This is a genomic window from Pseudomonas sp. GM25 (assembly GCF_000282255.1).
Lineage (GTDB): Bacteria > Pseudomonadota > Gammaproteobacteria > Pseudomonadales > Pseudomonadaceae > Aquipseudomonas > Aquipseudomonas aphyarum.
Genome location: NZ_AKJQ01000051.1, coordinates 1 through 21,505, shown reverse-complemented (window position 1 = coordinate 21,505; position 21,505 = coordinate 1). Strand labels below are relative to the sequence as shown.

General features: G+C 58.9%; 20 protein-coding genes and 1 pseudogene. 5 read left to right on the top strand and 16 right to left on the bottom strand.

The window, feature by feature from the left end:
* The first annotated feature begins 3 nt into the window (after nucleotides 1-3).
* Nucleotides 4-927, top strand: coding sequence for a magnesium transporter CorA family protein (locus PMI24_RS21055; protein WP_007957448.1), 924 nt, complete (start codon nucleotides 4-6; stop codon nucleotides 925-927).
* Here the strand turns inward: PMI24_RS21055 and PMI24_RS21050 are convergent.
* On the bottom strand, nucleotides 908-1,246 hold the full coding sequence (locus tag PMI24_RS21050) for a DUF2834 domain-containing protein (RefSeq protein ID WP_045121837.1): 339 nt from the start codon (nucleotides 1,244-1,246) through the stop codon (nucleotides 908-910). The two genes, PMI24_RS21055 and PMI24_RS21050, sit on opposite strands and share 20 nt — an antisense overlap.
* Before the next feature lie 252 nt (nucleotides 1,247-1,498).
* On the opposite strand from PMI24_RS21050, the pseudogene ilvA reads away from it, so the two are divergent.
* Nucleotides 1,499-2,488, top strand: a pseudogene (gene ilvA / locus PMI24_RS21045) (threonine ammonia-lyase, biosynthetic); the annotation flags it as partial.
* 26 nt (nucleotides 2,489-2,514) lie between these two features.
* Here ilvA and eco read toward each other — a convergent pair.
* A complete protein-coding gene (gene eco, locus PMI24_RS21040; RefSeq protein WP_007957442.1) occupies nucleotides 2,515-3,000 on the bottom strand; it encodes a serine protease inhibitor ecotin in 486 nt (161 codons plus the stop codon).
* A 371-nt stretch (nucleotides 3,001-3,371) separates the two neighbouring features.
* On the opposite strand from eco, the gene PMI24_RS21035 reads away from it, so the two are divergent.
* Nucleotides 3,372-3,638 carry a DUF1652 domain-containing protein gene (locus PMI24_RS21035; RefSeq protein WP_007957441.1) on the top strand — a complete coding sequence of 89 codons (267 nt, stop codon included), beginning with the start codon at nucleotides 3,372-3,374 and terminating at the stop codon, nucleotides 3,636-3,638.
* On the opposite strand, the gene PMI24_RS21030 is transcribed toward PMI24_RS21035, so the two are convergent.
* Nucleotides 3,635-4,033 carry a hypothetical protein gene (locus PMI24_RS21030; RefSeq protein ID WP_007957440.1) on the bottom strand — a complete coding sequence of 133 codons (399 nt, stop codon included), beginning with the start codon at nucleotides 4,031-4,033 and terminating at the stop codon, nucleotides 3,635-3,637. The two genes, PMI24_RS21035 and PMI24_RS21030, sit on opposite strands and share 4 nt — an antisense overlap.
* Nucleotides 4,034-4,123: 90 nt before the next feature.
* Nucleotides 4,124-4,393: a DUF2790 domain-containing protein gene (locus PMI24_RS21025; protein WP_007957439.1), complete on the bottom strand. Its 270-nt coding sequence runs from the start codon at nucleotides 4,391-4,393 to the stop codon at nucleotides 4,124-4,126.
* Nucleotides 4,394-4,878: 485 nt separating this feature from the next.
* On the opposite strand from PMI24_RS21025, the gene PMI24_RS21020 reads away from it, so the two are divergent.
* Nucleotides 4,879-5,175, top strand: coding sequence for a hypothetical protein (locus tag PMI24_RS21020; RefSeq protein ID WP_007957438.1), 297 nt, complete (start codon nucleotides 4,879-4,881; stop codon nucleotides 5,173-5,175).
* Nucleotides 5,176-5,234: 59 nt separating this feature from the next.
* Here the strand turns inward: PMI24_RS21020 and PMI24_RS29830 are convergent, their stop codons facing one another.
* From PMI24_RS29830 to PMI24_RS21005, 5 genes are all read right to left on the bottom strand, one after another.
* A complete protein-coding gene (locus PMI24_RS29830) occupies nucleotides 5,235-6,524 on the bottom strand; it encodes a lipase family protein (protein WP_431768363.1) in 1,290 nt (429 codons plus the stop codon).
* A gap of 944 nt (nucleotides 6,525-7,468) precedes the next feature.
* Nucleotides 7,469-8,338: a hypothetical protein gene (locus PMI24_RS28970; protein ID WP_007957436.1), complete on the bottom strand. Its 870-nt coding sequence runs from the start codon at nucleotides 8,336-8,338 to the stop codon at nucleotides 7,469-7,471.
* On the bottom strand, nucleotides 8,331-9,191 hold the full coding sequence (locus tag PMI24_RS28965) for a hypothetical protein (protein WP_007957435.1): 861 nt from the start codon (nucleotides 9,189-9,191) through the stop codon (nucleotides 8,331-8,333). Before PMI24_RS28965 ends, PMI24_RS28970 begins: the two co-directional genes overlap by 8 nt.
* On the bottom strand, nucleotides 9,188-10,036 hold the full coding sequence (locus tag PMI24_RS21010) for a DUF4123 domain-containing protein (protein WP_007957434.1): 849 nt from the start codon (nucleotides 10,034-10,036) through the stop codon (nucleotides 9,188-9,190). Before PMI24_RS21010 ends, PMI24_RS28965 begins: the two co-directional genes overlap by 4 nt.
* Nucleotides 10,033-12,105, bottom strand: a complete 2,073-nt coding sequence (locus PMI24_RS21005; protein ID WP_007957433.1) for a type VI secretion system Vgr family protein — start codon at nucleotides 12,103-12,105, stop codon at nucleotides 10,033-10,035. The genes PMI24_RS21010 and PMI24_RS21005 overlap by 4 nt, the downstream gene beginning before the upstream one ends.
* 361 nt (nucleotides 12,106-12,466) lie before the next feature.
* On the opposite strand from PMI24_RS21005, the gene PMI24_RS21000 reads away from it, so the two are divergent.
* The gene (locus PMI24_RS21000) at nucleotides 12,467-13,768 is read left to right on the top strand and encodes an OprD family porin (protein WP_007957432.1); all 1,302 of its coding nucleotides are present in this window, start codon (nucleotides 12,467-12,469) and stop codon (nucleotides 13,766-13,768) included.
* Between the two features lie 60 nt (nucleotides 13,769-13,828).
* On the opposite strand, the gene PMI24_RS20995 is transcribed toward PMI24_RS21000, so the two are convergent.
* The 7 genes from PMI24_RS20995 to PMI24_RS20965 form a co-directional block, all read right to left on the bottom strand.
* A complete protein-coding gene (locus PMI24_RS20995) occupies nucleotides 13,829-14,449 on the bottom strand; it encodes a transglycosylase SLT domain-containing protein (protein ID WP_007957430.1) in 621 nt (206 codons plus the stop codon).
* A gap of 44 nt (nucleotides 14,450-14,493) precedes the next feature.
* Nucleotides 14,494-15,432, bottom strand: coding sequence for a carbohydrate kinase family protein (locus PMI24_RS20990; protein ID WP_007957428.1), 939 nt, complete (start codon nucleotides 15,430-15,432; stop codon nucleotides 14,494-14,496).
* Nucleotides 15,433-15,445: 13 nt separating this feature from the next.
* Nucleotides 15,446-16,942, bottom strand: a complete 1,497-nt coding sequence (xylB, locus tag PMI24_RS20985) for a xylulokinase (RefSeq protein WP_007957426.1) — start codon at nucleotides 16,940-16,942, stop codon at nucleotides 15,446-15,448.
* 123 nt (nucleotides 16,943-17,065) lie between these two features.
* Nucleotides 17,066-18,541 carry a mannitol dehydrogenase family protein gene (locus PMI24_RS20980; RefSeq protein WP_007957425.1) on the bottom strand — a complete coding sequence of 492 codons (1,476 nt, stop codon included), beginning with the start codon at nucleotides 18,539-18,541 and terminating at the stop codon, nucleotides 17,066-17,068.
* 16 nt (nucleotides 18,542-18,557) lie between these two features.
* Nucleotides 18,558-19,661 carry an ABC transporter ATP-binding protein gene (locus PMI24_RS20975; protein ID WP_007957424.1) on the bottom strand — a complete coding sequence of 368 codons (1,104 nt, stop codon included), beginning with the start codon at nucleotides 19,659-19,661 and terminating at the stop codon, nucleotides 18,558-18,560.
* Between the two features lie 23 nt (nucleotides 19,662-19,684).
* Nucleotides 19,685-20,515, bottom strand: coding sequence for a carbohydrate ABC transporter permease (locus PMI24_RS20970; RefSeq protein WP_007957423.1), 831 nt, complete (start codon nucleotides 20,513-20,515; stop codon nucleotides 19,685-19,687).
* Nucleotides 20,516-20,523: 8 nt separating this feature from the next.
* Nucleotides 20,524-21,450: a carbohydrate ABC transporter permease gene (locus PMI24_RS20965; RefSeq protein WP_039768250.1), complete on the bottom strand. Its 927-nt coding sequence runs from the start codon at nucleotides 21,448-21,450 to the stop codon at nucleotides 20,524-20,526.
* Nucleotides 21,451-21,505 lie beyond the last annotated feature (55 nt).

The following is a 21,505-nucleotide window of genomic DNA, read 5'->3' as shown; positions in this document are numbered from 1 at the left end:
CCGATGATCAACAGCTTTGCACTGAATCACGGCGGTTTGCAGCGGGTCGAGCGACTGGACGCCGAGGTGATGCTGTTCAGCGACCCCGACGCCGCCGAGCGCGACTTGCTGCACAGTCACTTCAAACTCGATGAACACGCGCTGGCCTCGGCGCTCGACCCGGACGAGGTGTCGCGGATCGAGTTTCACCCCGATCACCTGTTTCTTATCTGGAAACGCCCGGAAAACTATTCCGGCGGCGGCAGCCTGGCGTTCGAGGTGTCGTCCTGTGGTTTGCTGTTCTCACCGGGCCAGTTGTTGGTCATCGCGACCGACGACACGCCACTGCACGGTGTCGGCACACGTCAGCCACTGACCACGCCGCTGGATGTGCTGCTGGACCTGCTGTTCAACAACATCCATCACTACCTCGGGCATCTTAAGGTGATCAAACTGGTCGCCCGGGAGTTGCAGCAGAAATTCAACGCCTCGATGCAAAACCAGCATCTGGTGCAGATGTTCAATCTCAGCGAAAGTCTGATCTATTACATCAACGCCCTACACAGCAACGGCGCGGTGCTGACGCGGCTGCGCAATCATGCGGAAAAACAGCATTTCGGCAGCGAAGCGATCGGCCTGATCGACGACCTGATCATCGAAAACAACCAGTGCTACAAACAGGCGGAAATCTATTCGACGGTGTTCTCCGGGCTGATCGACGCCCGGGGCAACCTGATGAACAACAGCATGAACAACCTGCTGCGCAAACTGACGCTGATCAACGTGGTGTTCCTGCCGCTCAACCTGATTGCGAGCATCGGCGGCATGTCGGAATTCAGCATGATGACCGCCGGCACGCCGTGGTGGGTGTCGTACCCGTTGTTCCTGGCGGCGATGCTGCTGGGGGCGGGCGGGATGCTGTTCGGGCTCAGGCGTCTGGCGAAATGACCGGGGCCGCACGCTTGCGATCCTGCAGGCCCCGAACCACCAGGTACAAAAGCGGCCCGACTGAAACAAAGACCGCCGTCAGCAACAGATAAGGCACCACGGACCAGCCCGACTGCCCACGCTTGCGAGCGTCCTTGTACATCCAGACGCCCGCCAGGGTTGCCAGCAGATAGAGATCGATCACCACCTGCGCAGTGTCGGGCCGCGACATCAGGCTGATGCCGAAGTCGATCAGCGATTGCTCGGCTTGCAGCATCACGGAAACGGTATAGCCGCTGAAGGCGATCAATGCAGTGAGGGGCAGGGCGATGGACATCAGGTATTCCTTCCTTGGGCAGATGAGCGAAAGGCCAGCCTACAGACCCGCCGCAAAAATCGCCATTGACTTGCCAACAGTGGTCGGGCTAATTTCGAGCCCATGACTTCCACCGTACTGCGCTGCCAGCCAAGCATTATTACCGCCATTCCTCATTTGGCGGGCTAGCTCACGACTGCAGCACCCAACCCGCCCTAGAGGCGGGTTTTCATTTTCTGTCTCCGGGGTTCTGAATCAAAACGTCAGGAGACGACCATGCGCTACAGCCCCGCCCAGCAAGCCCTGCTTGAGCAGTACGTGAAAAAGATCCTCGCCGCGCCGGTGTATGAACTGGCGGTGCGCACGCCGCTGCAACCGGCGTCGGCACTGTCTGAAGCGCTGGGCAACCGGATTCTGCTCAAGCGCGAAGACCTGCAACCGACGTTCTCCTTCAAAATCCGTGGTGCCTACAACAAACTGGTGCAATTGAGCAACGAGCAAAAGGCGCGCGGAGTGATCACGGCGTCGGCGGGCAATCATGCGCAAGGCGTAGCGCTGGCGGCGCGGGAACTGGGTATTGCCGCGACCATTGTGATGCCGGCAACCACCCCGGAGTTGAAAGTGCGGGGCGTCAGCAGTCGTGGGGCCGAGGCGCTATTGCATGGCGAAAGCTTTCCGTTTGCCCTGGCCCACGCTCTGCGACTGGCCGAGCAGACTGGGCGAACGTTCGTTTCGCCTTTCGACGATCCCGATGTGATCGCTGGCCAGGGCACGGTTGCGATGGAAATCCTGCGCGAGCATCAAGGCGCACTGGACGCGATCTTCGTCCCCGTGGGCGGTGGCGGGTTGATCGCCGGCATCGCGGCGTATGTGAAATACCTGCGACCTGAAGTACGGATCATCGGCGTCGAGTCGGAGCACTCGGCCTGCCTGAAGGCTGCCATGCTAGCGGATGAGCGAGTGGTGTTGCCCAACGTGGGCACTTTCGCCGATGGCGTGGCGGTGGCGCAGATCGGCGCTTACGGGTTCGAGGTTTGCCGCTTCTGCGTGGATGAAGTCATTACCGTCAGCAACGATGAACTCTGTGCGGCGATCAAGAATATCTACGACGATACCCGCTCGATCACCGAGCCGTCCGGTGCTTTGGCGGTCGCGGGCATCAAACAGTACGTGGCACAAACCGGCGCACGGAATCAGACGTTCATCGCCATCGATTCCGGCGCCAATATCAACTTCGACAGCTTGCGCCATGTCGCTGAACGAGCGGCGGCGTGCGGCGTTGTGGCTTGAAGTTACTCGGGAATGGCCACGCCAATCTTGTCCGAGGCCGACCAGATGCGGAAGCGCACTTCGACGTCCTGCGGTGCGTAAATCACGATCGGCAGCTTGCTGTTGTAGCGCACGGTGAAACCGTCACCGATCACCGGTACGAACGCGCGTTTTTTCTGGGTGCCGGGTGGGCAGGCCATCAGCGTGCTCATCGGGCCGCTGACTTTTTCCAGGCGGTAGAACGGATAGCCCCAGCCTTCGAGGTTTTTCTCTTCGAGGGTGCCGCCCAGGCGCTGGCGGTTGCAGTCGACTTCGAGGGTCTTGCCGGCGAGGATTTCGACTTTGAAGTTTTCTTCTTGGGCCTGTTGCGGCAGATGGATGACCTGGCGCGTGAAGCCCGCTTCGGCCTTCGGATAGGGCGCGGTGTCTTCAAGTTTGGCGGCGTGGGTGAGGGTGGACAGGCTGGCGAGCATCAGGCCGGCCGTCGCGTAAACAGTGAAATTTCCCATTGAAGCCTCCTGGCGGGTGTACGTTGGTTGACGGGCATTCTCACTGTCACCGGCGATGAATGCAAACCGCCAGCCGCTTGCAAATTGCAGTGCCTGCACGATCGAATCTTGCATTTTGCAACTGGCCAGTTGCCTGCCTTTTCGCCAACCCATTGATTTAAAAGGAGGTGAAAGCGACCCGATGAAAGGCACGTTTTATGCGTTCATTTGGTGCGGCGCACCGAGTTTGGGCGCCTACACTCCAATGGGCATTTCGCAGTACAGCCGCTTGTCACACCCAAGGATTCAGCGGGGATACACCCGTGGGAAACCGTGGCAACGGTCAACGTGAATACTTGATTGGCAGTCTCACAGTAAGGAGAGGTTTCGCCATGTTTCTGTCTGCCTTGGAACTCCGCAACATCATAGAAAGCAGCTTTCTACCGAAACGCTGCCAATGCACGCTGTCCCCGGATCTGTCGATGACCGTCAAAGTGTATGGCGATCACCAGACCGATCAGGTTGAGCTGCTGGTGAGTGGCATCGATGCCAGTCATCTGAATAGCTGTCGCGAAATCAACGGCCTGATCGCCGGGTTGCGCTCGGATCTTGCGCAACATTCAGCAACTCATTCAGTGCCGCGATCCCGAGTCGTCTAACCGACTGTTTCACCCAGTTCGACCGTCACGCGCCGGGCCTGCAAGAAGCCAAGGCCCAGCGCGAACTCGACCAGCACCGCGAGCAAAATCCCGGGGCCGGCGTGGCCGTTGAGCCATTCAGCAAACCCCAGCACTGCCAGGCCAAAACAGCCGACGATAAAGCCGTTGCTCAGCGCATTGCGTGCGATCGACACCGGCGCGTTGCGCACCAGATAAAACATCACCCCCAAAGCCGCAAACAGCACCGCGCTGCGCCGTGCGACGAATCCGGCTGCCTCCGAATACTCGATGCTCCAGATCGCCAACAACAGCTGTGGCGCCAGACCCCATGCCAGGGACAGCAGAAAACACAGGAAAAAGGTGATGGTCGAGAGCGTGCGAAACGACAACTGCATGGCGAATCCTTGCGGCAGTGAGGAGGGCCCCGAGCATACCCTTCGAAACCCGTACTCGCCTACCGCAAAGCCGCAAATCAGAGCTTTCTGTCAGTTCTGGAAGTTGCAGGCGTCAGACAATTTCCGGTAACTGATTTCCTCGGGTTTGCCGGCGTTGTCGAGGTACTTCATGTCGGCGGTAATGACCTTGCATTGCTGCGTCTGCGGCTCGGTCATCGAGATCACTTTGCTGACGTGCAGCGGCATGCCGTATTCGTAAGGCACAGCCTTGGCGTTGGCGGGCGTGTCATTGGCCTGGGCCAGCCCGGCAAACGCGGTGCAGGCGAGGGCGGTGGTGAGCAGGAACGGACGAGTGTTCATGATGGACTCCGGTGCGACGGAAATTGAGTTCGGCATGTTGCAAGCCAAACCTGCCGCACTGGGCGTCAGCTTGGGGCTGAGGGTGTGCGGTTCAGTAGAGTTTTTGACCGCGGCGTTAAGCGATGGTTAACCGGGCTGAACGCCGGCTGTCTGGGCGGGGATTGTTTCGCGGGGGAGTCTCGGCGGATTCCTACAAGGGTGGATGCCTTGTCTGCTTTCGGGGGCTGGAGGGGGGCGGTTATGGTTTGGCGTCGCTGCAAAATCAGCGACTTAGGTTTGGTCACCTGAAAAACTCGACACATCTGTGCCATGATTCGCGCCGCGGACACTCACGTCTTCGGAGTACATTGCTGTGGCGGCTGTGTGCAGGGGCGCCTTCGGGCGAGCTGATCGGGTTTCTCAGTTGACCAAGCCTTGCATACAGTCCGCCTCCCATCGTTTGGTCACGGTGTCGGCGGGTCATTGAAGCCTATCGAGTAATGACAATGCCAATCCTGAAACCAAGCTCCGCTCGCTACCTCCCGCTCAACAGCGGCGTCACCGACAGCGTACCGCTGGTCATCGACACCCAAGCCAACCCGAAAGACCTCTTCGAAGCCGCCGTGCAACGCATCCGCGCCGCCAGCGACCTGCTCGAAACCCTGCACTGCCTGTGCTTCAAACACGCTGACGTCCAGGACATTCCCCACATCACCCATGCGCTGTACCTGCTGACGCAGGATGGCAGCGATTTGCTGCAGGTTGCGCAGCAGAAAATGTTGAACTGGACTGCACCTGCCTGACATCTGTAAGGATTTAACGGGAAACAGACCGTTTTCCCGTTAAACCCGACGTTTTCACTTCAAGCCATGCTGGCAGACATAGAAGAAGGAATTTGCGCGAGACGCACAGACTCCTGGTTCTCACGATGTTCAGCCCATCTGTCAATGTGGGTTTGCAGCTCTGGCAGTGAGCTGCAATCGCCATAGAGGTCCGCCATCGTGAGTTTCGTTTTGCTCAGGGTGATCACCGTTTGCAGCGTACCCTCAAGGGCTTTGAGTTCTTTTTCATTGTGTCGAATGGCCTGGCGGATGGCTGTCTGGCGATCCTGAAGGTCCGACATGGTGGAGCGTCGTTGCAGCGCAGTTGCGCGATCCTGGGGCCGGCTTTCGATTGTGCCGCCCGGGAACTCGGCACTGGCTTCACGCTGCCATTTTTGCAACTCCGTGCGATACGTCTCGATTTCGAGCTTCAGACGATCGGACTCCGTCGTACTGATGATGTAGCCGCCGGTTTGCTGTGTGTCCTGCCAGCGGCGAAGCGATGCCCAACACGCTGGAATATAACCGTCCAGCATCTTGTGATCGGCGCCGTTGGCCGCCTGAGTCAAAAAGCTCTTGCGGTCTGGCGTGTCGTTGTTTTTCAGCTGCTTCAAACAGCGATTCATGGCGGCTTCTTCATAGCCTTCGCATCCGGGGGTCCAAAGGACGGAGGAGAGCTGTCGGCCGGGCAGTTGCAATGGCATGAAATAGCGTTGTTCGCCGTGGTGCCAGTAAGGTTTGCCGCCGAAGCGCCCCATACCAACCGCCATGACCACTCCGCCTGCGGCTGGCGTCAGAACACCGGAAACTGTCGCGGCGAGACCGGTGATCCAGATCGGTTTTTTGGTGTCCATCCAGCCAGCCGGGACGCTGGGAACCGGGTCGTTCTGGTTGACGATGCGGTGGTGAATCAACCCGCTCGCTGACTCGACAAAATCTTTGTCACCGGCGCGGGGAGAACCGAAGGTATAAAGGATGACGTCATCGGTGATCTCGCGGTGCAGCCATTCGGAGAGCAGCAATGCAATGGCACCGCCGAGGCTGTGGCCGCAGACGAGGATTTTTTGGTCGGTGCGGAAGCGAAGAACGTAACGCTCGATGAATGGACGCAACGCCATGAATGCTTCGTAGAAACCTTGGTGCGCTTTACCCGTTCCACCCTCAATCGGCACTTGTTGGGCATCGACATCACGCCAGGCGTCCCAGCCTTCCGCTGTACCTCTCACACCGATAAGAATTACCCGGTCATCGTGAGTGGCATAGGCCTGGGTGTCGGTATTCTTCCAGTCAGTGGAGCCCTTTCTCGAATCGTTGAAAAAGTGCACGCTCATTGGCGTTTCCAGTTCTTCACCGGAAGATGGGTCGTTTTGTGGGTAAAGCTCAGGGTCGAAAGGTACTATTTCCAGGCGCTTTGAATAGGGAACATCTTCGACCAGTGGGAACGATGGTTTCTTGGAGTCCGCGTAACTTGACGGCTCTTCGAAGCAAGCAAGGCAGGTATTCAGCACATGGCCAATGGTGCCGCGCGTGGGATAGGTGAACTCGAAATCTTTTTTGGGGGCTGTGTCAGGTTTTTCTGGCGTCTGACCAAAAGCACCGTAGCTCAATGTGGCGAGCAACGATAGTTGATACAAGTTCAGCGCACTAAACTCGGGGGCTAAAGACAAAAGTGGCCTAAACGCGCGCAGGGCGCGCACTTCGAGAACGTAATGTTTCTCTGGAAGTAGGCCCACTCCAAAACTCGGAACTTTGTCTCCAGCGAAATCACGGGCGAGTTTGGCGCAACCTGCGGGCACAGGGCTGGAAAGTTTGGCGGCAGGAGGCAGATGCTTGGTGAACTCGACAAGGTCGCGGACTTCGACGTTGTGATATTCGCCTTTTTCGGCCGAGGCGCGGTAAGCGCCTGTTTTGCCTGTGCTGCCGATTGGACGTCTAAGTGTTTGTTCAGCGGCCACCTGAAGTTCTGTTACAGGTACCCTGTAGTCCTTGCGTCTAAGCAGATCAGCATAAATCGTTTCACTTCCCTTGTACGGAGTAGACAGTGTCAATATTAACGGGCCACTGTAGGTTCCGGTTAATCGCACGTAAGCTTCGCCATCCAAGGTGCCTTCGTACTTTGTGCCCTCCGAGTCAGTTAATACATAACTCAGACCTGCGTAGGGCTTGGCATCTCCGAATTCGTCGACTAAACGAAAGCTGATCCAGCCTCCTCGCAATGGGCATGTACGCCCTTGATCAGAAAGCAGTGACTTTTCTTGGCTTTGCATAAAAATCCTTATTCATTACATCTCGGGTACACGGAGCACTCACGTCCATTTAGCTTGAATGTTTTAAACTCTGGAGGTGTAGTACATAGCGCTTCACGACTAGAGTCCTGGCGTCCAGAACACGGCTTCCAGCCACCGGGCACCTTGAGCCAATAGCCTTCGTAATAAGGCTGCTCCTCAGGAGAGAGTCTGAACTCAACGTGAACTGACTTGCCCGCTAACTCGTTTCTTGCGAGTACTCCTCCAGGCTTTCTGCGCTTGAAGTTGTTCTCTGTTAATTTCCATTCAGGGCCAGTAGCTTCACAGGATAGAATTTTTTCAACTTCCCCTTTTTTTATCTTTGCTGTGCTTATCTGGAAGTACCAAGCGCAGAGACCACGTTGTTCTAAAACCTCTGGAGAGCGACTTTTCGTATCTGCTTCGGCCATTTTTCTAACAGAAAGGCCACCCGCCAACTCCAAGTCTCGGTCCAGTGATCCGGTCCCGTATCTGGCGCTCACCTCGTAGCTAACGCGCGTAAGCTCCATCGAACAATCAGCAATGTGGTACTCCAGCGGAATGTCTGTGGATGCTGTTTGCTCGATGTCTTTGGCGTCAGTTGTATTCGAATTTTGTTGCTGGCGAGTAACATTTCCACCGAGGCCCGGGCTGTAGGCCTCGCATTTTTCACCACTTTTAGGCGAGTAGATGGCTTTGGATGTGAAACCAAATTTAGCAGGAATCGTGGCAACTAACGTGAAATGTTCCTGGCTGTAATAGCTGGTAGCCCCTTCAACAGAGTCCTTCGCAATCTGTCCCGCAAAGCTGCATGCACCTATCAATGGTAGAGCAAGGAAGAATACGGCTTGAACACCGCATGAAAAATACTTGCTAGTCATGAACTACTCCCTGTTCAACGCAATTTGGATAGATGGTGCACTCGCGCTTATTCATTTTGAAAGTTCTGAAGTTTCTAGTGTCTCCACGGCAGAATCCGTAGGGATCGCTGGGCCCATTTCCGAGACAAGGTTTCCAACCCTCTGGAACCTTTTGCCATGTGTCGCCGACTGCTGGACGTTCTTCATTTGAAAGGTGAAATTCGATTTTTACCATTTTGTTCGCTAGCTGATTTCTGTCTATGGTCACCCCAGGCTTGCGACGCTCATATTTTTTGGAAGGGGCCGACCAGTTGTCATCTGATGTATTACAAGAAAGGATTTTTTCTATCTCACCTAGCTTTGCTTTGGACTTGCTGATTTGGAATAGCCATGAGCACAAACCTTTTTGTTCGATAACAATCGACACTTTCTTTGGGTCGGTGTTGACCGTTGAAGATCTGACAGAAAGCCCACCCGCAACATCTAAGCCATGATCCCAGGCATCAGGTCCATACGTAGCGTTTACTTCATAAATTACTCGGGACAACTCCATGGAGCAGTCTGCGATATGGAACTCCAATGGAATATCTGTAGATACCGTCTGCTCCACGTCCTTGGCCACGGTAGTATCTGATCTCTGTTGCTGCCGAGTAACTGACCCGCCCAACCCAGGGCTGTACGTTTGGCAGCTTTCTCCTGCTTTTGGAGAATATTGGGCTTTTGATGTAAAGCCGAATTTGGCAGGCACAGTAGCAACCAGCGTGAAATGCTCCCACGAGTAGTAACTCACGCTGCTTTCAGCCATCTGACGCGCAAAGCTGCAACCACCGAGTATTGGCACCGCCGCGACTGCAATCCACAGTCGAGCCTTCAAACCGTGGCACCTGCTTTCGGCTCAGCGAACACGCGTTGGCATCGGTTAAAGTGCTGTTCCTGCGTTTCCCCTGGGATGGGCTCCCAGGCAATGTCAGCTGCGCAGGGTGGCGAAAGGCGCAGGCTCAGCATCAGCTGTCGTTGCTCTTCGGTTCGCCAGCCCCACTCATCAAGCAAATCCATCTGTTCTTCCAGCCATTCACTGACCACGCGGGTTTCTGCCAGTGCAGCGGCGGCGTCGACGTGGTAAGTCAGCAACCAGCGCTTGAGGTTGTCACGCAGGATGCTTCTGGCCTGTTCGCCTGATTCGGGAGTACGAAGCCAAGGTGCCGGATTCGGCACCGCATACATGCCCGGCCTGTTGTTATCCGCGCTTTTCCACTGATCCTCATCCCAATACAGCACGCTGCTGATCGGGCCGAGCAGCAGCGGCCATTCGGTGTCTTTCATGTTGGCCAGGCAACGGGCGAGTACGCGGTTGTCCTGGAAGCGGAGCAGTGAGCGGTCGCCATCCTCATCGATGACCATGCGTGCGATCCAGTGCTGGGTCAGGCTGTCGAGATCGGCCTTGTCCATGCTGCCGATCCAGCCCCAGTTGCGTTGCGGGTCATCCAGCAATTGGGTGAACGCGTCGTTGCCCGGGTTTTCGAGCTCGCTCAGCCACGGGCTGATGGCGGCGAACTGGGCGTACTCGGTGCGCCGGTAGAGCTGCACCGAGCGCTGCATTACGCCTGCGCTGTACAACGAAGTGACCGGGTTGGGTTCGGCAAGGCTGTCGAGCACGAGGATCAAAACACGATCGAGACGGGACTGTTCGCCCAGCCAGTTGTTGAGCGCATCACTCATGCCACGGCTCCCAGATCACATTTGCCTTCACGGCAGGCCTCGCAAATCGGGCAACGGGTGTCGCCTGCCTTGCGCGCAGCTTTGGCCAGGGCCATTTGCACGGCTGCAGGGACGAGCAGAGTGCCTGCCTTGTCTTTGGCGGCGGCCCATGGAATGACCGGGTCCAGAATCTGAATACCGGAACCAACCCCCGGCGCACCGCCAGTGTTGACCTTCACTTCCGCACCGCTGATGGTCACGCCACCCGCATCAACCTTGACGAAACTGCCGCCAGCCTTCGCCGTCAGTTCCATCCCGCCTTCGATCACCACTTTTTCGCCGGCGTGGTAATGAATCTCCGTGCCCGCTTCCACGAACTGCCCGGTGCCGACCTTCACATGTTGGGTCACGCCCACGGTCAGGTGATCGTTGGCGCGCATCTCACTGACACGATCCAGATGAGTGATGCGGTGCTCTTCAACCTTGAATTCACTTAAAACATTGGCTTCGACCGTGTCATGCCGTTCATTGCCGACGCGAATCTTCTGGTCGTGCTCGATGTTTTCGTCCCAGTCGCGCTGGGCGTGGATGTAGATCTGTTCTGCGCCTTTCTTGTCTTCGATGCGGAATTCGTTGTAGCCCTTGCCGCCCGGTGAGCTCAGGGTCTTGAAGGTGCTGCGGGTCTTGTTCGCCGGCAAGTCGTAGGGGACGACGTTTTCCTTGTGGTACAGGCAGCCGGTCACCAATGGCTGGTCGGGGTCGCCTTCGAGGAAAGTCACCAGCACTTCCATGCCGATGCGCGGAATGGCGATGCCGCCGTAGGCAGCGCCGGCCCAGCCGCTGGCGACGCGTAGCCAGCAGGTGGTCTTGTCGTCGGCCTGGCCGTCGCGGTCCCAGTGGAATTGCACTTTCACGCGGCCGTACTGGTCGCAGTGGATTTCTTCGCCAGCGGGGCCGGTGACGATGGCGGTCTGGCTGCCGAGGACTTTCGGTTTCGGGTGTTCGAGGGCAGGGCGGTAGTGGGCGTCCCACGGGGTGGCCACGAACGAGTTGCGGTAGCCCTGGTGGAAATCGCTCTTGTTGTCGGTGACGTCGCTGGTGACGTTTTCGCCCAGCACTTGCGGCTGCTTGCCTTCGTGGAAGACTTCCAGCAGCAGCCACAGATCGTTCCATTCGGCGCGCGGGTGTTCGGCCAGGGTCATGAAGTGGCCGCTGGTCAGGGTCGGTTCGTCACCTTTGCCTTCGGCGAGTTTGTAGTCGCTGCGATGGCGTTCCAGCGCTCGGGTCGAGAGGAACTTGCCGCGCTCGCGCGTGGTGAAGCGGCCGGGGTAGTCGTAGTCTTCCAGGTCTGGCATGAACGCGGATTTGACTGCGCTTTCGGGCAGGATCTTCGGTTTCTCGAAATCGTAGTCGCGGCGGCTGACGCGGCTGGTACGGGTTTCCAGACGCAGGTTGAAGCGCTTGATCACCGGTTTGTCGGCGGTCATGCCGGAGTCTTGCTGGTAGTTGACCGGTTTCAGTTTGCGGAACACGGTCTGGTCGTCGCCGAACACCAGTTTGTGGCCGCTGCTGCTGTGCTGGAAGTGGAAGTGAATGCCTTCCTCTTCGCACAGGCGCTGGATGAAATGCAGGTCGGATTCGTCGTACTGCACGCAGTAGTCGCGTTCCGGGTATTCGGCGCCGAGCTGGAAGCTGTAGGCGTTGGCCAGGATCCCGCGATCTTCCAGAACCTGGGCGATGATCTTCGGCACCGTCAGTTGCTGGAAAATCTGCTGGTCATGGTTGTGCCGCAGGTAGGCCAGTTGCGGCACCAGGCTCAGGCTGTAACGGGTCAGGGTCTTGCCGGAATCGCCTTGCTCGATGCGATATACCAGGCCATGAATCTTGCCCTCGCCAGTGGCGCCGAACGTCAGGCAGCCAGGCTTGTGCAGGAGTTCTTCAAGTTTGAGGTCGGGACGGGCGCTGACCAGTTCGATGTCGAAACGGAACGGTTCGTTGAGGGCTTCGCGACCGGTGAAACTGAGGACTTGCAGGTCGGCGGAAGCGCCTTCGAGCGTGAGGGTAATGTGGGTAGCGTTGGCGTCCAGCATGCCTTTATTTCCGTCCTTTGGATTAGCGTGGGCGGATGGTGCAGGATTAAACCGCCTCGTTCAAGGCGCAAATGCCGTAGAGGCAGTGGTCCGAGCCCATAGGGAAAACCCTTAGACACACGGTTTGGCCCAGTAAAACCGGTACTTGCGGATGGACCGATCTGCCGCGAACGCCGCATCCGGCATCCGGGAACAACCAGTCAGTTTCAGACTAAAGTCGTCTGTAGCACGTCAAAGCCATCTGCCATCATTGCCGCTCACCCCGCGTGTTCACTGCCTCCCGGTTCTTTATCGACCCGGGACGGGAGCTATTTCTGGTTGTTTGCGCCTCTGCGCAATCGTTGTTCTGTTGGAGTTTTCAATGCGTCCCCCATTTCCCCTCATCACCCCGCGCCAGTCGCTTGGCTTCGGAGCCTTTGTGCTGTGCGCCGGTTTTACCGCGCAGGTCCAGGCCAGCGGCTTTTTCGAAGACACCACGGCGAAGATCGAGTCGCGCACGGTGTACTTCAACCGCGACTTCCGTGACGGGCACACCTCCAGTGATCAGGGCGCGTCCAAGCGCGAAGAGTCGGCGCAGGGCTTCATTCTCAATCTGCAATCGGGTTACACCGAAGGCACCGTCGGTTTCGGGATCGATGCGCTGGGCATGGCGGGTTTCCAGCTCGATTCCAGCCCGGATCGCAGCAACAGCGGCCTGCTGCCGTCCAGCGGCGAGAACCCGCGCGGTTCGAAAGGTCAGTACGCGAAAATGGGCCTGACCGCCAAGGTCAAAGTCTCCGATACGGTGCTTAAATACGGCGCGCTGCTGCCGGATCTGCCGCTGCTCAAGTACAACGACGGCCGCCTGCTGCCGACCATGTTCAACGGCGCGATGCTGACCTCCAAAGAGGTTAAGGATCTGACCTTCATGGCCGCGCGTCTGGACAAGTACACCGCGCGGGATTCGACCGATTCGCAAGACATCCGCGTGCACTGCAAGAACAAGCGTTATGCGTGCAACACCACCGCCGATCATTTCGACATGTACGGCTTCGACTACAAGATCAACGATCGCCTGACCGCGCAGTACCACTACGCCGAGCTGGAAGACATCTATCGCCAGCACTTCGTGGGTCTTTTGGCCAATCAGCCTCTGGGTGACGGTGTGTTGAAAGCCGATCTGCGTTTGCTGAAAAGCGCCGACAGCGGTGATGCAAAAGCCGGTTCCATCGACAACCGCGCCTTGAGCGGCATGCTGTCCTACGGCATCAGCGGTCACACTTTCAGCGCTGGCTGGCAGCGTATGAACGGTGACAACTCGATGCCGTATCTGGATGGCAGCAACCCGTACTTGGTGAACTACGTGCAGGTCAACGACTTCGCCGCCGCCCAGGAACGTTCCTGGCAGCTGCGTTATGACTATGACTTCAAGGCGATCGGCATCAATGGCCTGAGTTTCCTGACCCGTTATGTGAACGGCGATCACATCAAGGTCCCGGGCAGCGATCAGGAAGGCAAAGAGTGGGAACGCGACAGCGAGCTGAAGTACGTAATCCAGAGCGGGACGTTCAAGGATGTCAGCCTGCGGTTGCGTAATGCTACGTACCGCACCAACTACGAGAAGTTTGCCCGGGATGTGGATGAGACCCGGTTGATTGTGAGTTACAACTTTTCGGTGTTGTAAATCCGGGCCGAAAAAAAAACCATCGCGAGTTAACTCGTGATGGTTTTTTTTGGCCTGCGATCAGAGCCAATGCCAGAACCGGCTCCAGAACCCGCGATTCAGATCATCCTTGCACGCCGCGTATTGCTGACCGTACATGTCCGAGCGATTCTGCACCTTGCGCGCCACCGGCGGCAGCCACGCCTTGCTGGCGTAGGTCTTCTGGCGAAAACCGCCCCAGCCTTCGTGGTAGTTGAGGTACTGGTTGTAGGCGTCGTACTTGTACACGCCGTTGATCGAGGTCGTCTTGTCCATGTACCAGCCGACGAAGTCGATGGCGTCGTCGAAGTCTTCGCGATCGGCGCCATATCGGCCGGTGCTTTTCTGGTAGTCGGACCAGACTTCATCCTTGGCCTGCGCATAACCCGAGGCCGTCGTGACGCGACCCCACGGAATCACCCATAGCAGGTATTTGCGCGGCGTCTTGGCGTCGTAGCGGTAGCCTGACTCCTGATACATGATCGCGAACGGCACCTGGATCGGTACGCCCCAGCGTTTTTGCGTGACTTGCGCCGCGTCGTACCAATCACTTTTTTCGCGGAAAATCTCGCAGAGGTTTTCCGGCGAACGCAGCGGCGATGTTCCGCAACCGGTCAACAGTGCCGCCAATACCACCAGTCCAACCGTGCGCCCCGAATTCAAAAGCCGTCATCCCGTCGTGCAAAAAAGGGCGCCAGTCTACGCGGTCAGGTCAACTGGTGGCGATAAGGCAAATCCGGACCTGTTTTACTGCATGTAAGGGCGGCGGCCTGTACGGCAAACCTGAGCATGCCGTCGATCTGTTCGCGGCTCAGGTACTGCACGCCTTCCACCGAATCCAGCTCATGCTCGGTCAGCCAGGTGATCAACGCGGCCTGGAAGGTATCGCCGGCGCCGACGGTATCGGCAATCTTCACCGAGCTTGCCGGCACCGACCATGAACCGTGGACGCGGCTGAACACGGTCGCGCCTTCACCGCCACGGGTCAGGAACACCACCTGGCAGCGATGCTGCAGCCAGCCTTCGATGACGCGCGCCGGATCCTGCTCGGGGTACAGCAGGCTCAAGTCTTCGTCGCTGACTTTGATCAAGTCCGCCAACGGCACCAGCGTAGCGATTCGCTCGCGCCACAGGTCGATGTTCGGCTCGGGGTTGAGGCGCACGTTCGGGTCGAGGCTGATCAGGCGTTTGCCGCTTTCACGCTGCACCAGCGCAAGCAAGGTGTCAGCAATCGGTTGCACCACCAGCGAGAAGGAACCGAAGTGCAAACCACGCACTTCAGGGCCCAACGTTGGCAGGTGCGCCAGGCTCAACTGGCGATCAGCGCAGCCTTCGCCACGGAAGCTGTAATGCGGCGAGCCATTGGCGCCCACCGCGACCATCGCCAGGGTAGTCGGCGCAGCGAAATCCACCAGATAGTCCGGGCGTACGCCTTCATCCTGCAGCACTTGCTGCAAGCGCCGGCCGAGGTAGTCGGTGGACAACCCGCCAAACAGCGCCGAATCCACGCCCAGCCGGCGCAAACCCACCGCCACGTTGAACGGCGAGCCACCGGCAATCGCCTTGAAATTGACTTTCGATGCCTGTCCGCCGGCATCGTCTTCGCTGAAAAAATCGAACAGCGCTTCGCCACACACCAGGTACATAGTTGTTTGCTCTTTATAAGGTTGCGACATGCAGTCGATAGCGTTCATAGGCCTGCTGGAAAGCCGCGACATTGGCGGCAACCGGCAGGGTTTCACTGTTCAGGTCGAGCTTCACGCAGCGCTGGCACAAGTCGGCCAGGGTGTCTTCGTGGCCGTTCGACCACGACTTGCACCACGCTGCCTGAATCGCCGCGCCCAGCGCAGCGGCTTCGCTTTGCTCGGTGCAGATCACCGGGGTGTTCATGATGTCGGCGACGATCTGCCGCCACACCGCGCTTTTCGAACCGCCGCCGATCAGGCAAATGCTGCGGCTTTGTAAACCATTCTGGCGCAACAGATCCAGTCCATAACGCAGGCCGAAGGTGGTGCCCTCGACGGCAGCGCGGCACAGATTGGCTTGCGTCAGGTTATCGATCGTCAGGCCATGCAGGCTGCCGGTGGCGTGGGGCAGGGGAGGCACGCGTTCGCCGTTGAGGAATGGCAGCATGCTGACACCCTCGGCGCCGATCGGGGCTTTGGCTACCAAGGCGTTGAAGGCGTCGAGATCGAGGTCGAACAGTTCGCGGATCGCACCAGTGGCGTTGGTCAGGTTCATGGTGCAGATCAACGGCAGCCAGCCGCCGCTCGACGAACAGAAGGTCGCGACCGACGCATCCGGGCTGACCTTCGGCGCCTCGGCGTAGGCGTACACCGTGCCGGAAGAGCCAAGGCTCATGGTGATCGCGCCCGGTTGAATATTGCCGGTGCCGATGGCGCCCATCATGTTGTCGCCGCCACCGCTGGACACCAGTGCGTTGGGGTTGAGGCCCAGTTGTTCGGCGATTGCGGGCAGGATCGTGCCCACCGCTTGATGGGCGTCGATCAGTTCGGGCAGCGCGGATTGCAGACGGCCGCTGGCATCGATGTCACGCAGCAACTGCAGATCCCATTGGCGGGTGCGCACGTTGAAATAGCCGGTGCCGGACGCATCGCCGTATTCGCTGCACGCACGGCCGGTGAGCCAGAAATTCAGGTAGTCGTGGGGCAGCAGGATTCGTGCGATGCGGGCGAACACGTCCGGATGCTGTTCCTTGGTCCACAACAGTTTGGACACGGTGTAGCCCGGCGCGATGACCACGCCGAGGCGTTCCAGCGAGCCTTGTTCACCGCCCAGGTGAGTCAGCAGGCGATCGTTTTCAGGCGTGGTTTCGGTGTCGCACCAGAGCTTGGCCGGGCGCAGGACCTGGCCTTGATCGTCGAGCAGCACCAGGCCGTGTTGCTGGCCGGAAACGCCTATTCCGAGGATCGACTGGCCGTCGACATTTGCCGCCAATAAAGCGCGGCGGGTGGCGAGGGCGAAGGCTTCCAGCCATTGCGCGGTGTCTTGCTCGCGACGACCGTTGGCGCCGCTGATCATCGTGTGGGCGGCGGCGCCGTGGCCCAACACCTGACCGCTGGTGGCGTCGAGGATGATGGCTTTGGTGCCTTGGGTGCCGCAGTCGATGCCGAGGAAGAGTTGCCGGGTTGTCATATGCTCTCCACAAAGATCGTTCCCATGCTCCGCGTGGGAATGCCTCAATGGACGCTCTGCGTCCGCTGTTGAATGGGACGCGGAGCGTCCCGGGCTGCATTCCCACGCAGAGCGTGGGAACGATCAGGCGACGAGAATTTTTTCCAGAGTTCGTGTCACGCCGTCTTCGCGCAAGCTGTTCAGACACCACTCGAACGCCGCAACAAACTCAGGCGAACGCGGTATCGCCACGCCGAAAATCTCCTCAACCCCCAACAACCGCTCAGTAATCAGCGCATCCTCCGCCACCAACGCCTGACAGAACGCCGCCCGAGGATCCGGAATCGAATAAGTGTCGCCATTCTCATCCACACCCTTCAAGTAAAGCGCCCAGGCCGCCACCACCAACGCTGCCCGTTTGGTCTCCTGCCCATCGGCAATCAACCGATTGATCGTCGGAATGGTGAACTTGGGAAACTTCGAAGAACCATCCGAGCAAACCCGCTCCAGCTGATCGGCAATCGCCTGATTGGAGAACCGCGCCACCAGCGTGTCCTTGTACTCGGTCAGGTCGATCCCCGGCACCGGCGCCAGTTGCGGGGTCACGTCCAAGTCCATGTAAGCGCGCATGTAGCGCACGAACAGCGGGTCGTTCATGGTCTCGTGAACGAAGCGGTAACCCTTCAAAAAGCCCAGATAAGTCAGGGCCAGATGGCTGCCGTTGAGCAGTTTGATCTTCATCTCTTCGTAGGGCGAAACATCGTCGGTGAACTGCACGCCGACCTTTTCCCAGGCCGGTCGGCCGTTGACGAAGTTGTCTTCCAGCACCCATTGCACGAACGGCTCGCAGACCACCGGCCAGGCGTCGTCGACGGCGTGTTTGTCCGCCAGTTGCAGGCGATGCGCGGTGCTGGTCATCGGCGTGATGCGGTCGACCATGGCGTTGGGGAAACTGACGTTGGTGTCGATCCACTCGCGCAAGTCCGGATCCAGCAGCGCGGTAAAGGCCAGCAGTGCCTTGCGAGTGACGGCGCCGTTGTGTGGCAGGTTATCGCAGGACATCACGGTAAACGCCGGAATGCCCGCCGCACGCCGTCGGGCCAGTGCGGCACAGAGGAAACCGAAGACGGTTTTCGGCTGTTGCGGATACGTCAGGTCGTGCTGAATCTGCGGCAGGTGCGCCATGAACTCGCCGTTGCTGTCGTCGATGCAATAACCGCCCTCGGTGATGGTCAGCGAGACGATGCGGATCTGCGGGTCGGCGAGTTTGTCGATCAGCACCTGGGCGCTGTCCTCGGCCAGCAGCATGTCGCGGATCGCGCCGATGACGCGGACTTCGGTGTCGTCGCTGTCGCCGAGTTCAAACAGGGTGAACAGGTAGTCCTGCTCCTTGAGGTCGTCCCGGGCACGGCGGTCCTCGGCGCGCAGGCCGACGCCGCAAATGGCCCAGTCCAACGCTTCGCCGGTGTTCATCAACGCATCGGTGTAATACGCCTGATGCGCGCGATGGAAACCGCCGACGCCAATGTGGGCGATGCCCTGGCGGGTGTCGCTGAGGCTGTAGGCCGGCAGTTTCACTTCGGCGGCGAGGCGGTTGAGGTTTTGCTTGTTCAGTTTCATCGGGTCAGTCTCGAAATCAGGCGGCTGCGCGCAGCGGGCGAGTCAGCGCCACGCCGTCGGCATCGAACAGATGGCAGTGGGCAGCGTCCAGGTGCAGGTTCAGTTGTTCGCCATAACGGCTCGCCAGATCACCGCGCACGCGCATGGTCAGGGCTTCGCCGGCGTTGGTCTTGACGTGGCAGAAGGTGTCGCTGCCCAGCCGCTCGCTGACGTCGGCGGTGACTTGCAGGGTGCAGTCGCCCGCTTGCGCCAGTTCCAGATGTTCCGGGCGAATGCCCAGGGTCACGGCGCTGCCGACGCTCAGGTTCGACGCATTGAACGGCAGGGTGATGCGGGTGCCGGCGTCCAGCGAGACTTCGCAGCTCGCGCCATCGATTCGCGTGATCTGGCCCTTGAGGAAGCCCATTTTCGGCGTGCCGAGGAAACCGGCGACGAACAGGTTGGCAGGGTTGTGATAAAGGTCCAGCGGCGAGCCGACCTGCTCGATCTTGCCGCCATTGAGCACCACAACCTTGTCGGCCATGGTCATGGCTTCGACCTGATCGTGGGTCACGTAGATCATCGTCGCTTTCAGATCCTTGTGCAGGCGCAGCAGCTCCAGACGCATCTGCACCCGCAGGGCGGCGTCGAGGTTGGACAGCGGCTCGTCGAACAGGAAGATTTTCGGGTTGCGCACGATTGCCCGGCCGATGGCCACACGCTGACGCTGTCCGCCGGAGAGTTGTTTCGGCTTGCGCTCGAGCATCGGGCCCAGTTCCAGAATGCGCGCCGCTTCACCGACTTTTTTCTCGACTTCGGCCTTCGGAACGCCGGCCAGATCGAGAGCGAACGACATGTTTTTCTTCACGGTCATGTGCGGGTACAGCGCGTAGGTCTGGAACACCATCGCCAGATCGCGCTTGGCCGGGCTGACTTCGGTGATGTCGCGTCCGTCCAGTTCGATGGTGCCGCCGCTGACTTCTTCAAGGCCGGCGATCAGTCGCAGCAGGGTGGATTTGCCGCAGCCCGACGGGCCGACGAACACCACGAATTCCTTGTCGTTCACCTCAAGGTCGATGCCCTTGATGATGGAAAAACCTTCGAAGCCTTTTTGCAGATTCTTGATTTTCAGGTTGGCCATGGTGGCGCTCCTCATGCGAATTCTTATTTGACGGCGCCGAACGACAGGCCGCGAACCAGTTGTTTCTGGCTGATCCAGCCAAAGATCAGGATCGGCGCGCAGGCCAGGGTCGAGACGGCCGACAACTTGGCCCAGAACAATCCTTCAGGGCTTGAGTAGGAGGCGATCAACGCGGTCAGCGGCGCGGCTTTGGACGAGGTCAGGTTCAGCGACCAGAACGCCTCGTTCCAGCACAGGATCAGCGACAGCAGCACGGTCGACGCGAGGCCGCCCTTGGCGATCGGCAGCAGCACGCGGAGCATTTCCTGGGCGAGGGTGGCGCCGTCGAGGCGGGCGGCTTCGAGGATGTCTTTGGGGATGTCCTTGAAGTAGGTGTAAACCATCCAGACCACGATCGGCAGGTTGATCAGCGTGTAGATCACGATCAGCGCGATGCGCGTGTCGAGCAGGCCGAAACTCTTGGCCAGCAGGTAGATCGGCATCAGCACGCCCACCGGCGGCAGCATCTTGGTGGAAAGCATCCACAGCAGCGTGCCCTTGGTGCGTTGGGTTTCGTAGAACGCCATCGAGTAGGCCGCCGGCACCGCAATCAGCAGGCAAAGAGCCGTGGCGCTGAAGGAAATCACCACCGAGTTCCAGGCGAAGCTGAAGTAGTCGCTGCGCTCGTTGATGTGCAGGTAGTTCTCCAGCGTCGGCGTGAAGATGAACTGCGGCGGCGTGGCGAAGGCGTCGATTTCGGTCTTGAAACTGGTCAGCACCATCCAGAAGATCGGGAAGAAAATGATGATCGCGATGGCCCAGGCCAGCGTGCCGAGCAGCAGGCTTTGAAGCCGGCGGGATTGTTGAAGAGTCATGGCAGGCCTCAGGCTTTGTCAGTCAGGTTTTTGCCGATCATCCGCACCAGAATGATCGCGGCGATGTTGGCGATGACCACGGCAATCAGGCCGCCGGCCGAGGCCATGCCGACGTCGAACTGCACCAGCGCCTGGTTGTAGATCAGGTAGGCGAGGTTGGTCGACGCGTAGCCGGGGCCGCCGTTGGTGGTGGTGAAGATTTCGGCGAACACCGACAGCAGGAAGATGGTTTCAATCATCACGACCACGGCAATCGGCCGTGCCAGGTGCGGCAAAGTCAGGTGCCAGAAGATCGCGATCGGGCCGGCGCCGTCGAGGCGGGCGGCTTCTTTCTGTTCCTGGTCGAGGGACTGCATGGCGGTCATCAGGATCAGGATCGCGAAGGGCAGCCATTGCCACGACACAATGATGATGATCGACAGCAGCGGGTAGTGGGCCAGCCAGTCCACCGGCTGCGCACCGAACAGTTTCCAGATGTAGGCGAGGATCCCGGACACCGGATGGAAAATCAGGTTCTTCCAGATCAGTGCACCGACCGTGGGCATGATGAAGAACGGCGAAATCAGCATCACCCGCACGATGCCGCGACCGAAGAACTCGCTGGCCTCCAGCAGCGCACTGATCAATACGCCGAACACCACGCTGATCAGCAGCACGCTGCCCACCAGCAGCAAAGTGTTGGTGGCGCCGGGCATGAAGCCGGAGTCGGTCAGGAAGTAGGTGAAGTTTTCCAGCCCGACGAATTCGTTGGTGCCCGGGTCGAGCAGGTTGTAGCGGATCATCGAGAAATAGACGGTCATGCCCAGCGGCACGATCATCCACAGCAGCAACAGGGCCACCGAAGGGCTGACCAGAAACCAGCCGGGATTGGCCACACGGCTTTTGCGCCGGGGTTGCGACAGGTCGATGTGGGCTTTGGCAGTTGAAGTATTCATGGTGATCACAACCGAGTCATACAGACCTATGGAGATCCCCGGTGGGAGCGAGCTT